This is a genomic window from Acinetobacter sp. YH12251 (assembly GCF_013417465.1).
GTDB lineage: Bacteria > Pseudomonadota > Gammaproteobacteria > Pseudomonadales > Moraxellaceae > Acinetobacter > Acinetobacter amyesii.
This window is the reverse complement of the sequence record NZ_VPDZ01000007.1, coordinates 62,284-77,007: the sequence shown is the minus strand read 5'-3', so window position 1 is coordinate 77,007 and position 14,724 is coordinate 62,284. Positions and strand designations below refer to the sequence as shown.

The 14,724-nt window shown below is 38.8% G+C and carries 15 protein-coding genes; all 15 read left to right on the top strand.

What is annotated here, in order from left to right; all coding sequences use genetic code 11:
* Positions 1-105: 105 nt before the first annotated feature.
* The 15 genes from ilvC to FTV27_RS07500 all read left to right on the top strand — a co-directional run bounded on the left by ilvC (position 106) and on the right by FTV27_RS07500 (position 14,704).
* Positions 106-1,122: a ketol-acid reductoisomerase gene (ilvC, locus tag FTV27_RS07570; protein ID WP_078192867.1), complete on the top strand. Its 1,017-nt coding sequence runs from the start codon at positions 106-108 to the stop codon at positions 1,120-1,122.
* A gap of 611 nt (positions 1,123-1,733) precedes the next feature.
* A complete protein-coding gene (locus FTV27_RS07565; RefSeq protein WP_180077829.1) occupies positions 1,734-2,327 on the top strand; it encodes a hypothetical protein in 594 nt (197 codons plus the stop codon).
* A gap of 114 nt (positions 2,328-2,441) precedes the next feature.
* Positions 2,442-3,266, top strand: a complete 825-nt coding sequence (locus FTV27_RS07560; protein ID WP_249683110.1) for a hypothetical protein — start codon at positions 2,442-2,444, stop codon at positions 3,264-3,266.
* Between the two features lie 835 nt (positions 3,267-4,101).
* Positions 4,102-4,602: a hypothetical protein gene (locus tag FTV27_RS07555; protein WP_180077825.1), complete on the top strand. Its 501-nt coding sequence runs from the start codon at positions 4,102-4,104 to the stop codon at positions 4,600-4,602.
* Positions 4,603-4,693: 91 nt separating this feature from the next.
* The gene (locus tag FTV27_RS07550) at positions 4,694-5,422 is read left to right on the top strand and encodes a molecular chaperone (RefSeq protein WP_180077823.1); all 729 of its coding nucleotides are present in this window, start codon (positions 4,694-4,696) and stop codon (positions 5,420-5,422) included.
* A 5-nt stretch (positions 5,423-5,427) separates the two neighbouring features.
* Entirely contained in the window at positions 5,428-7,737 is a 2,310-nt protein-coding gene (locus FTV27_RS07545) for a fimbria/pilus outer membrane usher protein (RefSeq protein ID WP_180077821.1), read from the top strand.
* 13 nt (positions 7,738-7,750) lie between these two features.
* The gene (locus tag FTV27_RS07540) at positions 7,751-8,161 is read left to right on the top strand and encodes a hypothetical protein (RefSeq protein ID WP_180007213.1); all 411 of its coding nucleotides are present in this window, start codon (positions 7,751-7,753) and stop codon (positions 8,159-8,161) included.
* Between the two features lie 276 nt (positions 8,162-8,437).
* A complete protein-coding gene (locus FTV27_RS07535) occupies positions 8,438-8,713 on the top strand; it encodes an ATP-binding protein (RefSeq protein ID WP_180077819.1) in 276 nt (91 codons plus the stop codon).
* A gap of 142 nt (positions 8,714-8,855) precedes the next feature.
* Positions 8,856-10,133 (top strand): glycosyltransferase family 4 protein, encoded by a 1,278-nt coding sequence (locus FTV27_RS07530; protein ID WP_373687147.1) that lies wholly within the window; start codon positions 8,856-8,858, stop codon positions 10,131-10,133.
* 193 nt (positions 10,134-10,326) lie between these two features.
* On the top strand, positions 10,327-10,878 hold the full coding sequence (locus tag FTV27_RS07525; protein WP_180077816.1) for a phosphatase PAP2 family protein: 552 nt from the start codon (positions 10,327-10,329) through the stop codon (positions 10,876-10,878).
* A gap of 121 nt (positions 10,879-10,999) precedes the next feature.
* Entirely contained in the window at positions 11,000-11,200 is a 201-nt protein-coding gene (gene iscX, locus FTV27_RS07520) for a Fe-S cluster assembly protein IscX (RefSeq protein WP_180077814.1), read from the top strand.
* Between the two features lie 109 nt (positions 11,201-11,309).
* Positions 11,310-11,741: a nucleoside-diphosphate kinase gene (gene ndk, locus FTV27_RS07515; RefSeq protein ID WP_078189614.1), complete on the top strand. Its 432-nt coding sequence runs from the start codon at positions 11,310-11,312 to the stop codon at positions 11,739-11,741.
* 123 nt (positions 11,742-11,864) lie between these two features.
* On the top strand, positions 11,865-13,100 hold the full coding sequence (rlmN, locus tag FTV27_RS07510) for a 23S rRNA (adenine(2503)-C(2))-methyltransferase RlmN (RefSeq protein WP_180077812.1): 1,236 nt from the start codon (positions 11,865-11,867) through the stop codon (positions 13,098-13,100).
* Between the two features lie 15 nt (positions 13,101-13,115).
* Complete coding sequence (gene pilW / locus FTV27_RS07505; RefSeq protein WP_078189612.1) at positions 13,116-13,919, top strand: type IV pilus biogenesis/stability protein PilW; 804 nt, start codon at positions 13,116-13,118, stop codon at positions 13,917-13,919.
* Positions 13,910-14,704 carry a RodZ domain-containing protein gene (locus FTV27_RS07500; RefSeq protein WP_180025979.1) on the top strand — a complete coding sequence of 265 codons (795 nt, stop codon included), beginning with the start codon at positions 13,910-13,912 and terminating at the stop codon, positions 14,702-14,704. The genes pilW and FTV27_RS07500 overlap by 10 nt, the downstream gene beginning before the upstream one ends.
* The last annotated feature ends 20 nt before the right edge of the window (positions 14,705-14,724 follow it).

The window sequence follows — 14,724 nt, the reverse complement described above, 5'->3', positions numbered from 1 at the left end:
ATATATTCACCTCACTCCTATGGGTGAGGTACTTGAAACGTGAATAATCAAACAGAATCACGGTATCAAGTTAAAGGAAACGAAAGCATTTTAGCGGAGACAGCAATGCAAATTTTTTACGATAAAGACACAGACTTATCTATCATCCAAGGCAAAAAAGTAGCAATCATTGGTTATGGTTCACAAGGCCATGCTCATGCGCTTAACCTTAAGGATTCAGGCGTTGATGTAACTGTAGGTCTACGTGCTGGTTCTACTTCTTGGAAAAAAGCTGAAAATGCTGGTCTTAAAGTTTCAGAAGTTCCTGCTGCTGTAGCTCAAGCTGACTTAGTTATGATTTTGACTCCAGATGAGTTCCAATCACAACTTTACCGTGACGTAATTGAGCCAAACATCAAGCAAGGTGCAACGCTAGCATTTGCTCATGGTTTCTCTGTTCTTTATAACCAAGTTGTTCCACGTGCTGACCTTGACGTAATCATGGTTGCTCCAAAAGCGCCTGGTCATACTGTACGTTCAGAATTCCAACGTGGTTCAGGTGTACCTGATCTTATCGCTGTTCACCAAGATGCTTCTGGTAATGCACGTAACGTTGCGCTTTCTTACGCTTCAGGTGTGGGTGGTGGTCGTACTGGTATTATCGAAACTTCATTCCGTGAAGAAACTGAAACTGACCTTTTCGGTGAGCAAGCAGTTCTTTGTGGTGGTGCTGTTGAATTGGTTAAAATGGGCTTCGAAACTCTTGTTGAAGCTGGTTATGCACCAGAAATGGCTTACTTCGAATGTCTACACGAACTTAAATTGATCGTTGACTTAATGTTCGAAGGCGGTATCGCGGACATGAATTACTCAGTATCAAACAATGCTGAATATGGCGAATACGTAACTGGTGTTGAAGTAATCAACGAACAGTCTCGTGAAGCGATGCGTAATGCGCTTAAACGTATTCAATCTGGTGAATACGCGAAGATGTTCATCCAAGAAGGTGCGTTGAACTACCCATCTATGACTGCTCGTCGTCGTCAAAACGCGGCGCATGGTATCGAAGTAACTGGTAACAAGTTACGTGCGATGATGCCTTGGATCCAAGCGAACAAAATCGTTGATAAAGAGAAAAACTAATTTCTTGAATCAATTGATTTGAATACGAAGACCCACTCATTTTGAGTGGGTTTTTTAATATCTAAAGTTACGTGCCTTAAAAATAGAAAAGCATACTTTTCTATTTTTGCGTACCTTGGATCCAAGCGAACAAAATCGTTGATAAAGAGAAAAACTAATTTCTTGAATCAATTGATTTGAATATGAAGACCCACTCATTTTGAGTGGGTTTTTTAATATCTAAAGTTACGTGCCTTAAAAATAGAAAAGCATACTTTTCTATTTTTGCGTACCTTGGATCCAAGCGAACAAAATCGTAAGCAAAGAAAAGAATTTATTTAATTATCTTTTGAGTTTTATGCTACAAGGAACCCAATATTAGCGTGGGTTAGAATAATGATTTTATATAAATATGTGAGTTTTGAAGCTGCTTTAACGATTTTAAAAACAAAATCTCTAGGTTTTCACATTTAGAAGATTTTAATGACCTATTTGAATGCACTGGTTTTGGTTTTTATGATTTGGATGTACCGACATCGGTAGCAGTAGGGCATTCCGAAATCAGTTTTCTAGAAAATATGTGATTTTAAGTTTGACTAGAACCGCTTTAAATCTACTCATCTGGCCACATTATGGGGATAGTTAAAAAAGGTGTCGTGATCGGAATAGACACATGCAAAGCAGGCCTTGAAGATGGTGATCAATTTATTATTCCTTCAACAAAAGGGGAGTTGAGATATTTAAAAACAGCGCCGAAGCAGGCCAATGTGGCAAGTGTTGAAAAATTAATGTCGGTAGGAAATTCAAATATTTTAAATTGGGATAATGAAGAAGTTTTAATAAAGCATGGTTTGCTTTATAAAATGCAGGAATGGGCATACAAAGAGGAAGTACGTATTGTAAAAAATATTAGCGATGCTCAATTCGGGTATCACTTTTCTACAAAAACACATGCATATATCAATGACCAACTTTGGCAAAGAGTCCAATTGCAAACGCGTCCAATTTATACGTTAAAATTGCCTGAAGAAGCCTTTGTTGAAGTATATGTTGGGAAAAATGCATATATTGATCTTAGAAGAAAGCAAGAGCTTGTGAAGCTAGTAATTGATCATAAGGTAGATCAGTTTGAATTGCTGAAAGATCTATGTATTCAATTTAATATTGGTTTGAAATGTATTTCATTAGATTTGGAAACTTGGGCTTTCAAAGCGACTCCAATTTAATCTGATGATTTGAGTTGTAGGTGGTTTCAAAACTCCTATATTTGTGTCATCTGTGTTGAATTTAGGTTGTGATAGAGTAGGCATTATTCATGCTGTATGGAGTGTGTAATTGCAATGAAAATATCAAAAATCTCTCTTTTACTCGCTCTTTGTCTACCAGTGGTGAGTTTTGCACAAGAGGCAGATATAACACTGCCTGAGTTAAAGCCTTTACCTGATGTTCGGATATCCATGCAGCGGATGCTTCGCTCGACTGAAGGACGCTATTTCTTAGATTTGTATGCTGGTATATGGAATCCGCACGGGACTTTGACTGATCTGCAAGAGCCCAAACAAATTAACTTTAAAGGGACTCAAAAAGCTGATTTTATAGATCTGAATTCAGTCAATGTTGGGACTGAACAAAGTGCGGCAACTGCTTATCGATTGGCAGGAACCTTGAATGCAAATACAGGCTCGTTTAAAGCTGAACTGATGGAAAAAACGGCATCACCATCTACAAGTTATCTACAGTTTGAACCTGCGTTTAAAGCAGTAGATAAACCTATCCTGTTGTTTAAGTTCTATGGAGTGCAATCCGCAGATCAGCCTTATGGCAAATCTCTAAAGCGCGTAGATGTAATAAATAAGTCAAATGGCGAGGTACTACAGTCATTACAAGGCTTTAATGCCTTTGGGAATAGTATGGGATTCTTAGATGTAAACTTTGATGGATACTATGATGTTGTACTTTCGGATACCTCTGATGGTCGAAAAATAGAAGATAAGCGATTTATTTATTGGATGTACAATCCTAAAACGAAGAATTTTCAACGCTCACCGCAATTGGAGAAAATTGCTGGCTTCCCAAAATTAAAAGGAGAGCTGCAGCAGATCGACTTTGGATCAGGTCAAATCTTTCGAGTCGATCAAGGATTGCTTTATCCAGTCAGTGAGTAAGTTAAATTTTTTAAAAAGCCCCATAACTTGGGGCTTTTTTTATTTATAGAATTTTCTAAAGAAGAATTCAGGCAGTTTAAAAAGAGGTAGTCCGTATTTTGAATAAAAAAGCAAAGTAAAATGAGTGTTGAAAGAGAGGGAGGGAATTTCTATATATGTGATAATTCACGTAATAAATGAGATTCTAAAAATTTGAAAAACAAAAACTGAAATTTCAAGAAAGAAAATATGATTTACAAAAGCTTAACATTGGAAACTAAGACGTGTTTCAAAACCTGTAATTTAATACAAAGGCTCAGTATTTAGTGACGTAATTCTTGTATTGCGTTTCAAAAGACATACCTGAAAGTAGTGATTATATATTTAAGATTCTATTTAAAATTTAAATTTAATCGGTCTTTACTATTAATATAGTTGAATATTCATGTAATATTGTTTTGTTTGGAAATTATTTTGAACTATTTCACAAATATTTGGTGAAATATGTAACAGCCTATATTATTTTTAATGTTACTAAATTTAATAAAAACAATTAGATATAATATACCAAAAAATAGGGATATGAAAAAAATCCCCAAAATTTGGGATAAAGAGAAAAATTAAATAAAAATATAAAAATTAAAAATATTTAATATATTACAAACACATAATTTAAATATTTGTAAAAAATAATATTACATGAATATTCGTGTGAAATTTCCATATTAGGTTCTTTTTTTCTCAACATGATTAAGAATGAATCAGCACCTAGGGAAAGTAAGATTAATTAGTTTTTCTTAATAAATATCCTTTGATGCACATACTAATAAATCTCATATGAGAATGGAGAAGTGAAATGTCTACATCTAAAATTTTAACCGCAGTACTATCTGCAACATTGTTCGTAGCACTTCCAGCAACATCTGCAATCGCTGGTGGTAAAAAAGAATCTAAACAATGTGGCGGTGCGCCGTGTGAAGGCGAAATCGACATCGAGTTACAGATTCTGAAAGCATGTGAGCTTTTGGTAGGTAAAGACATCAAACTCGTTGAAGACAGTTATACAGGTGCTAGTAGCTTTCAAGTTACAACAAACACCCCATATACACTGAATTTATCTACAATGAATGCAGGCACAAGTGCAGATACTTTTGTAAAACATGAAACGACTACTGATAAAGTAGCTACAAAAATCACGACTTCAAAAGGTGGTGTGAATTATCCAATCGGCTCTACACCTGTAGCTGGTATGAGTGTTGATAACTTCACAGTATCTGTTGCTCCAAAATCTGCAATTTCAGCGACTCAACGTGCTGGTACATACAAAGATACTTTATATATCAAAGTAGCTTACTAATCCAAATTTAGGGAGTTGATTCTACACAGTTAGGGTCAACTTCTTTTTATTTTGAATTGATAATAATATTTAAATGTACTGGGGTGGGTATATGAAAAGTTTATTTAAAGTCGTTTCATTAAGTTTAATGACTTGCTTATTGAGTCCTCAAATATTTGCAGGAATTTCAATTAGCCCTGTGCAGTTATATTTAACCGATAAATCTAAACAACGCAGTGCGACATTTACTTTGGAATCGAAAGGGGATGATGAGACACCACGTATTTTTGAAGCTAAAGCATTTAAATGGACTCAAAATGCTGCAGGTGAAGATATTCTTTCACCTGAATCCAATATTATTATCAATCCGAAAAATTTCATTCTAAAACCAAACTCAAAACAAATGGTTCGTGTGGGTTTTACTCAATCTGTAGAGAGTATGAATCTACAACAAGAAGAAGCATGGCGTATTATTTATACTGAGCTACCTCAAGTGACGAACTCTGAATCGAAAATTGCACTGTTATTAAGTATTAATGTGCCATTTTTTGTCGGCAAACAAGAACCCGCTTATTTAAAATTTATTGCCAAAAAAATGAATGGTCGCACCATTATTCAGGTTGAAAATTTAGCAAAATCACACATTCAAATCCAAAAACTTTATGTCATCGATAAAAGCAAGAAAACAGTCGCTGAATCTTTCGATATGAAATATTTATTGGCATTAGGTAAAAACCAATACGACATCGGGAATGTTTCTTTACAAGGCGCTAGTAATTATAAAGTCGTTGTGGAAACAGATAAAGGTGACACTCCTTTGGAGTTTAATTTAGTTGAGTAGTGGCTATGAACAGAATTACATTGCTCCTATATTGTATTTTATGTGCTAATTCTGCTCATGCAGAAGCCGTTGATATTCCTGATGATTTATTTCCAACCAGTATTTGGGTAAACGAAGTAGACCGCAAGAGCGAAGTATTATTACTGACTGAAAATAACAAGTTTTATATAGAGTGCGCAGATCTTGATAAGCTGCAAATCAAAGTAGAAATTCTGAAACGACATGCAACTAAAAATTCATTTTGTTTGGTAACGGATCAAGATATTCAGTCTGGATTTGATCCTCAATTGCAAGCCGTCAAAATTAATCTTCCATCAAAATATTTCTTTGGGCTAGAAACTGATACCTTAATCAGCCAGCCGATGCCTGCAAATTTTGGTGCATTTCTTAATTATGAAATGCATTTTGAAAATAATACTCAACATAATAATTTTGGTGTGCTACCTGAACTGGGCGTGTTTAAAGACAATTGGATTTTAAGAAATAATGCCTTTTATCGAAATAATAAAGGTGATGATTATCGTGAAGAAAAATTCGTCAGGTTAAATAGTAGTCTTGAGTTTGATTTTTCTAAAAGTGCGACCAAACTGGTTATTGGTGATACGACCTCTGCATATAGTGCATTAATTCATGGTGTGCGATTTGGTGGTTTGAGTTTTGGTACAGACTATACGTCACGCCCAGATTTTGTGTATTGGAATATTCCAAGTTTAAAAGGCAGTGCGGTTTTACCTTCGACTGTTGATTTATATATTGATGGCGTAAATATTTATCAAAAAAAGATTTCACCTGGAGATTATAACTTACAAACAGGTGCCAATATTGAAAGTGCCGGTACAGCGCAAATGGTTGTACAAGATGTATTGGGGAATACCACTGTTCGAAGCTTCCCGGTATTAATTAGTAGTAAATTGCTTAAAGAAGATTTAAATGATTACAACATATCATTAGGGAAACTACGCTTCAGTTATGACGAAGAAAATAGCGATTATCGCGATTTTTTCAGTTCAGCCTATTGGCGTAGAGGTGTTACCAGTCGTACCACTTTGGGTGCAAGTGCTACCTATAGTGACAAAGTAAAAAATGCAGGACTGCTATGGACGCAAGCGGTCAATCGATGGTTTGTTTTAGACAGTATTTTTTTAGGCAGTAAAACCGATAATGACGATGGTTATTCTGCAGGTTTGGCTATCAGTCGTAATTTCGGGAAACTCAATTTTGGTGTGAGTTCACGCTACGCTACAAATGATTATCGGGCGTTGGGCTATGAAGATAATCATATTTTTCCAAAATTTGAAAATATGGCGTATTTAAGTTTTGCTAATTTTCCATTCTTTCAAAATTTAAACCTGAACTATATCGAACAAACCCAGTATGAATCTAATGATCCTTTATTTGAATTAGAGGATCGCAAAATGCTCACAGTGGGTGTGAGTCGCGAAATTACACAAAATTTAATGTATACCGCCAATTATTTTAAAGAATTTGGTGATAGCGATGACTCAGGTGCCTTTATTACATTTTCTTATAATTTTGGTGGTGGTAAACGTATTCAGGCTGATGCAGGTACCAATAAATCCGGCGGTGTACGTTTCATCCAAAATGCATTTGGTGAATATGGTGCAAATTATGCGCTAGGTGTGGATTATCGTAATGATGAAACGGTATTAAATGCCTATGGTGGTTTGTCCACTGATGTAGGTGATTTAACCCTAAGTCATCTCTATAGTGAAAATGATTCAACAACACAGGTTGGCTACCGTGGCGCTATGGTGTGGTTGGGTGGTCAATACGCATTGACCAGTTTTGTCGATAATGCTTTTGCTTTAGTGAATGTTGGTGGTCGTGAAGATATTGATGTCATGCGATCAATGTCTCCGGTCGCAAAAACCAATAAAAGAGGCTATGCCTTTGTACACGATATCGTTCCTTATATTAATTACGATATTTCATTTGATGAAAATCAATTGCCGATCGAAAGCAAAGTTCCAAATGCTGCACATCGTTTAGTCGCATTAAGACAGCGTGGTTATAACATTAATTTTTCAGTATTTGATACACAACAAATATTGGTCAAAATATTGGATGAACAAGGTCATCAATTTGTGGCAGGAAGTGAAGTTGCAATTGATACCCCAGAAGCGGATGTTTATCCAGTGGGTTCAGATGGCACGGTGATGTTATATGGTTTGGTTGAAGGCTACTACAAGTTGACGGTGAGGACCAGTGGTGGTCGATCTTGCCAAACAGCATTAACAGTGCCGAAAAAGGTAGAAAACCAAACTCCTGAATTAATTACATTGCAGTGTAAATAAAGGAGTATTTCCAATGAAAAGTATTTTACTCATCTCAGCAGCGTTATTTAGTTCAATGACATTTGCAGCACCGAGTCGTTGTGAAATGGGACGAATCAGTGAAACCAATATGCGCTTGGCGAATTACTATAATAGTCAAGCGGCGAGTTCATTTAGTGTCGATTGTTCAGGTAAATACCGCATACGCTTTAATAGTCGAAATTTGCAGGATACTTCGGGCAGTAGTTTTGTAACGAATGGCCCGATTAAGCTGAAAACACGAATGACTGTTTCAGGTGCGATGGAAAATCTGTGGAATGTTTCTACCGAGCAAGGCGCTGGCAAAAATAACTATGTGATTGCTGTGCGTTTGGTAGAACGAGTGAATGCAACGACACCTGCAGGAATCTACCGCGATACAGTCTTTGTAAATATGGTGTTTTGAGATGCTTAGCGACCGATTTTCTTCATGGCTAAGGTGAATATATGCAGAGTGCTGATTTCGTTCATACCGCTAGATTGAAGCTTGATGATAGATATTTAGGTGAATCTTGGGCTTTAATCTAAGAAGCTTAATTTTCTGCTATGCGTATAAAGTCAGAAATGAAGGAAATTTGATTTCAGCATATGCTTCCCCGATAACAACTTTAGACACCGTTTTAATCAGTTATTTGATGAGCTCGATATACACGCTAAATGGTCAGTTCCTGCAAAATGGGAAGTGGATGTTACCCCATTGGAATGTCTAAGCTTACAGCGTGTAGCCGAAGAAGCATTAACCAATATTGTGAAGCATAGTCATGCGACCGTGGTGCAGATTCGGATTTATTATGAAAACTCGGCATTGATAATGGAAGTAGAAGACAATGGCGTGGGGGTTGATGTGGATCTGGTCAATCAAGCCGGTTTGAGTGTGGGGCTTCGTAGTATGAGTGGGCGTTTAGAGCGGATGAACGCAGATATGCAAATCACTTCTCGTGCGGGTCAGACGATTTAAAACTGATTAAAAATTACGGATAAATCATGATTTTGTAGAAGAAATTAGTCAATTTTTTTCAATAAACTGTCATCAAATAATCATCAAAATGCAAAAAACTGCTGCTTAAACTGTGACTATACATTTATAAGAAGCATGTAAGATCATGACAGAATCAGCTATCAATTTAGGGCGTATGCAGGATGAGCCTGCACGCTTTCAATTCCAATTTAAGCATATGCAATCACGAATGGATGTGCAAACGGTCTCAACCTTAATCCGTCCAGGTCTAAAAGTCGCCATTGTTACAGATACGTGGGCGCCAGAAATTAATGGTGTTGCACATTCTTTATTGCAGTTGTGTAAAGGCTTGCAGCAACAAGGCAACTCAATATTTTTAATACGTCCTGAACAGTCCGAAAGTTGTCAGGATTTCAAACCTGATCAAGAGTGTTTGGTTCGAGCGCAGTCGATTCCTAAATATTCAGGTTTACAATTTGGCTGGCCGCAACTAATTAAGCTGAGTAAAGCTTTAAAAAAAGCCCAAGTCGACATTGTGCATATAGTCACTGAAGGGCCTCTGGGTTTTGCCATGCTTCAATTGGCGCGTTCTTTACACATCCCTGTGTCTAGTGGTTTTCACTCGGCCTTTCATGATTTTAGTCGCTTCTTTGATTTAGCGTTTTTAATGAAGCCTGTACAACATTATTTACGATGGTTTCATAACAATACTCAACTCACCTGTGTCCCGAGCCAAGATACTGCGGATGCCTTGCAACGATTAGGTTTTAGCTGTCCATTGGTGGTGGTGGGGCGAGGTGTGGACCATAGTCGATTTTCTCCCTCACATTATCGAGCAGAACTGAGACAACAGTGGCAAGTAGATGAACATACCCGCGTGATGCTCTATGTCGGTCGGCTATCTCCTGAAAAAGAGGTGGATGTTTTAATTTCAGCCTATCGTTCGATGTTGGCCATGGATGCACGAACGAAATTGGTCATTGTGGGGGATGGGCCAGATCTTGAACGATTAATGCAACTGGCAAAATCCCTAGATGTTATTTTTATGGGAAGTTTAAGTGGTCAGGCTTTATCGGAAGCCTATGCCAGTGCGGATGTTTTTGTATTCGCAAGTCAGGTTGAGACCTTTGGTAATGTGGTTTTGGAGGCAATGGCCAGCGGATTGCCTGTGATTGCATATAATGCCGCATGTGCCCAACTGCACGTGAGAAATCAGCAAACGGGATGGTTATGTCACTTATCTCGAACCGATGAATTTATTCGTCTCATGCAGCAATTGCCGCAACGCGCTAAATTAAAAACCATGGGCATTGAGGCGGCAAAAGACGCTGCTAAAATTGGATGGCAATATCCCGTACAGCAATTTGAGCACGCGCTATATCGCGTGGTGGATCAAGCCATGATGAGCCAATGGAGCTAGCGCTATTGGTTGTATAGAAAAGTTGAGCATCTTCAAAAATTAATATTCATCGAACTGTCATCAAAGCATCATTGCACTGTCAAAAAGATAACTTAAGCTGAGTCAAACATAGATCTCAACTTGTAAAAATAACAACACAAATCTAGCTCAACCCCAACATAGTCAGGCTTTGACTGTAGATAGGAGATTAGCGATGAATTTTAAAAATGCAAAAACAAGAATGCTGCATCTCGATTTAAAAGGCTGTATTTATCTCAATCATTTTTCGCATCAACAAGTTGTGGCTGACATATTTAAAATGGTGAGTCGACTTGGTGATGGTGTGTTTTGGTATGTTATGTTGGCGACGGTTTGGATCGTGCAGGGCATGTCTTACAGTGTACAAATCCTCTATGTGTTGCTGGGTGGTTCCGTCGGCACCACGATCTATAAACTCCTCAAAAAGAAAACTGTGCGCCCAAGACCGTACCAAGTGCATCAAGTGATTCGCTTAGGTGAACGCCCTCTAGATCATTTTAGTTTTCCATCAGGGCATACTCTACATGCAGTCATGGCGACAACAGTGCTAGGCTATATTCAACCCATGTTATTGGTCTTAATGTTGCCCTTTAGCTTATTAGTGGCATTATCCCGCATGATCTTAGGTTTGCATTACCCCAGTGATGTCGCAGTCGGTGCTGCAATAGGCGCTGCCATCGGTGCTGTTATTATTCTCTGTGCACCTCTTTTTGGTTTGGTTTTATAGTTTGATGTGGAGATCTCAATTGCAAAATCTGGTAATAAAAAAATTAAAAGGGTTTATCACGTCCAATTGCTGAAATTTGTTAAAGTAAGCCATCATTCTATAGACGATGTTAGGAAGACCCATGGGTTTACGCTGGACAAATACCATTGATATCGCAATTGAGCTGTATGAAGCTCACCCTGATGTTGATCCGCAATGGATTCGCTTTACTGACCTACATGCATGGGTATGTGCATTGCCAAATTTCACTGATGACCCAGAAAAGTCGACTGAAGGTCTGCTTGAGGGAATTCAGATGGCCTGGATTGATGAGGCAAGTTAATCCCTACATCGAAAAAAGCAATTTTTTTGTATAGCAAAAGCAGAAAATAGCGCATTATTCGGTATAATGCGGCAAATTTTTCACGTCAAATTGACTTAAGGAGCCTCTCATGGCTATTGAACGTACTTTATCTATCGTTAAACCAGACGCAGTTGCTAAAAACCACATCGGCGACATCTTTGCTCGTTTCGAAAAAGCCGGTCTTCAAATCGTTGCAACTAAAATGAAACACTTGACTCAAGCTGAAGCTGAAGGCTTCTACGCTGAGCACAAAGAACGTGGTTTCTTTGGTGACCTAGTTGCATTCATGACTTCTGGTCCAGTTGTAGTTTCAGTTCTTGAAGGCGAAAACGCAGTTCTTGCTCACCGTGAAATCCTTGGCGCAACTAACCCTAAAGAAGCTGCTCCTGGTACTATCCGTGCAGACTTCGCTGTAAGCATCGACGAAAACGCTGCTCACGGTTCTGACTCTGTAGCATCTGCTGATCGTGAAGTTAACTACTTCTTCGCTCAAACTGAGATCGCTCCACGTACTCGTTAATTCGAAGTATTCAAACCAGATAAGTGGTATACTGCTTGTCTGGTTTTTTTATTCTCTGAATAATTCTTTGCTCAATAACTGAGCTTCTCCTTTGATCTTTAGACATGGTTTAGGTAAATACACATGAGTACTGAAGTAGTCGCTACATCAGCTGTTTCTGATGCACAGCAACAATCTCCATCCGCTCCGACGCAGCAAAATACTGTGGAGAAAGTGAATTTACTGGGCATGTCACGTCCGCAAATGGAAAAATTCTTCGAAGAAATGGGGGAGAAAAAGTTCCGTGCTGGGCAGGTGATGAAATGGATTCATCAGTTCTTCGTGACTGATTTTGCTGAAATGACCAATATTTCAGGCAAATTGCGTGAAAAACTAGAAAAGATTTGTGAAATTAAAGCGCCTGAAGTGGTGCATAAAAATTACTCAAAAGACGGTACTCGTAAATGGGTGTTCCGTGTAGGTGAAGGTGCAGGCTCATTGGTTGAAACTGTGCTCATTCCTGCAGAAGATAAAACCGGCGCACGTAAGACCTTGTGTATTTCATCACAAGTGGGCTGTGCTCTGGACTGTTCATTCTGTTCAACTGGTAAACAAGGCTTCCAACGTGACTTGAGTCAAGCTGAAATTATTGGACAGCTTTGGGTGGCGAACTTCTCTTATATGGAAGATGTGCCAGTTGCGGATCGTGAACGTTCAGTGACCAACGTAGTGATGATGGGCATGGGTGAGCCGCTGTTGAACTATGACGCCGTATTGAATTCAATGCGTATCATGTTGGATGACTTTGCGTATGGTATGTCGAAGCGTCGTGTGACTTTATCAACCTCAGGTGTAGTGCCTAAAATTGACCAATTGGCACAAGACATTGATGTAGCCTTGGCCATTTCACTCCATGCGCCAAATGATGAACTACGTAACGAACTTGTTCCGATCAATAAAAAGTATCCGTTGGAACAGTTGATTGCCGCGTGTCAGCGTTATATCGCCAAAGATGGTAATGAAAGTTCACGTAAACACGTGACTATCGAATACGTGATGTTAGATGGTGTAAATGACCATCCTGAACATGCACAGCAAATGTTAAAGCTGTTGAAAAACCTCCCAAGCAAAATTAATTTAATTCCGTTTAACCCGTTCCCGCATGCGCCATACGGTCGTTCAAGCCGTAACCGTATTATTTCTTTCCAAAAAACTTTGTCTGATGCCGGTTTTGTGTGTACGATTCGTCAGACACGTGGTGATGATATCGACGCTGCGTGTGGACAACTCGTGGGGCAAGTTGCTGACCGTACTCGTCGTGCGGAGCAATGGAAAAAGAAAGTTGCGCAGCAAAATGAGATACTGCGCTCACAAGGATAATAAAGAGGCAGCCAATTGAAAAAGTTAACGTATAAGTTCACTTTCGTTTCAGCTTTATGTGCATCGGTTTTGGCATTAACAGCATGTCAAACGCCTGAGATTGGGAAAAAAGACCCAGAGAAAGCCGTAAAAATCAGAACGCAATTGGCTGTTGAACACCTGAAAGCAGGGGATTTGGACTCTGCTAAACGTGCATTAGATCAGGCTTTAGAGGTGGATTCTCGTGATTCTCAGGCCAATATGATGATGGGTGTCTTACTACAACGAGAAGGCAGTCCAGCCAACTTAGAAAAAGCAGATAGTTATTTTAAGCGTGCAATTTCAGCAGACTCAAAAAATTCTCAAGCACGTAACAACTACGGTACGTATTTATACCAAGTTGAGCGTTATAATGATGCGATTGAACAGTTCAGCATCGCAGGTTCAACTTTAGGTTATGATCAACGTTTCAAAGCATTGGAAAATTTAGGTCGTATTTACCTGAAAGTGGGTGATGTGGCGAATGCTGAAAAATCATTCAAACAAGCTTTGCAGGCTAATCGTGATTCCTATGTTTCAATGTTAGAGTTGTCTGAAATCTTTTATTTGAATCAGCAGTTCCCTGCTGCCACACAAATGTATGAACAATTTGTACGTGCAGTAGGACAAAAAAATCAGGGTGCGCGTGCACTCTGGATTGGCATTCGAACAGCGCGTGCCAATGGCGACAATTTGGGTATGCAAGTACTGGTTAACCAGTTACGTGCTTTATTCCCAGAAAGTCCTGAATACCAACGCTATTTGCAATTACAGTACAGTACTGAGGCCGTATGGAAGTAAATCCTAATTCACCGCAATCGAATGGTTCGAGCGTAGCTCCAAATGCATTAGGAAATGTACAACGCCCAGGTGAGTATTTACGTCAAGTACGTATTACGCAAAAACTGGAACTTGAAGCTGTCGCATCAGAACTCAATATTCCATTAAAAACACTGACTGCACTTGAGCAAGATGATTATAAGTCATTGCCTGAAGCGACCTTTATTAAAGGTTACTACCGCACTTATGCCAAATATTTAAAAGTTGATGCAACCAATATCATTCAACGTTTTGATGATATTTATGCTAACGATACGGGTTTGTTGCCAAATCACGCGTTAAACAATTCACCGATTAAAATTATGGGTAAATTACCCGGTTCTAACCGTGACCGTAATCGTAAATGGATCAAACGTGGTCTGATTGCATTGGCGGTGTTGGTGGTCATTGGTGCGATCGTGGCAGCGATTCAGGGCATGACCTCGGGCAGCGATAATGAAGACGCTGTGACCAGTGATGTCGCTTCAGAAGTTCAAGTCCTCGACATGAATGGTGGAAATGCAGCGGTCAGCGGTGATCAATTGACATTGACCTTCAGCAGCCCAACTTCAGTACATATTGTGGATTCGACGGGTAAGGTGTTGGCGACAGGTCGTCAAGCATCGACGCTCAACTTAAACGGTGAAACACCATTCCAAATTCGTTTGGATGATGCAACAGCAGTGTCATTAAGCTTAAATAATGAAAATATTTCATTGTCACCATATACCGTAAACGGCAAAGCAGATTTCCGTTTATCACGTTAAGGGACAACAGAGCAGACTGA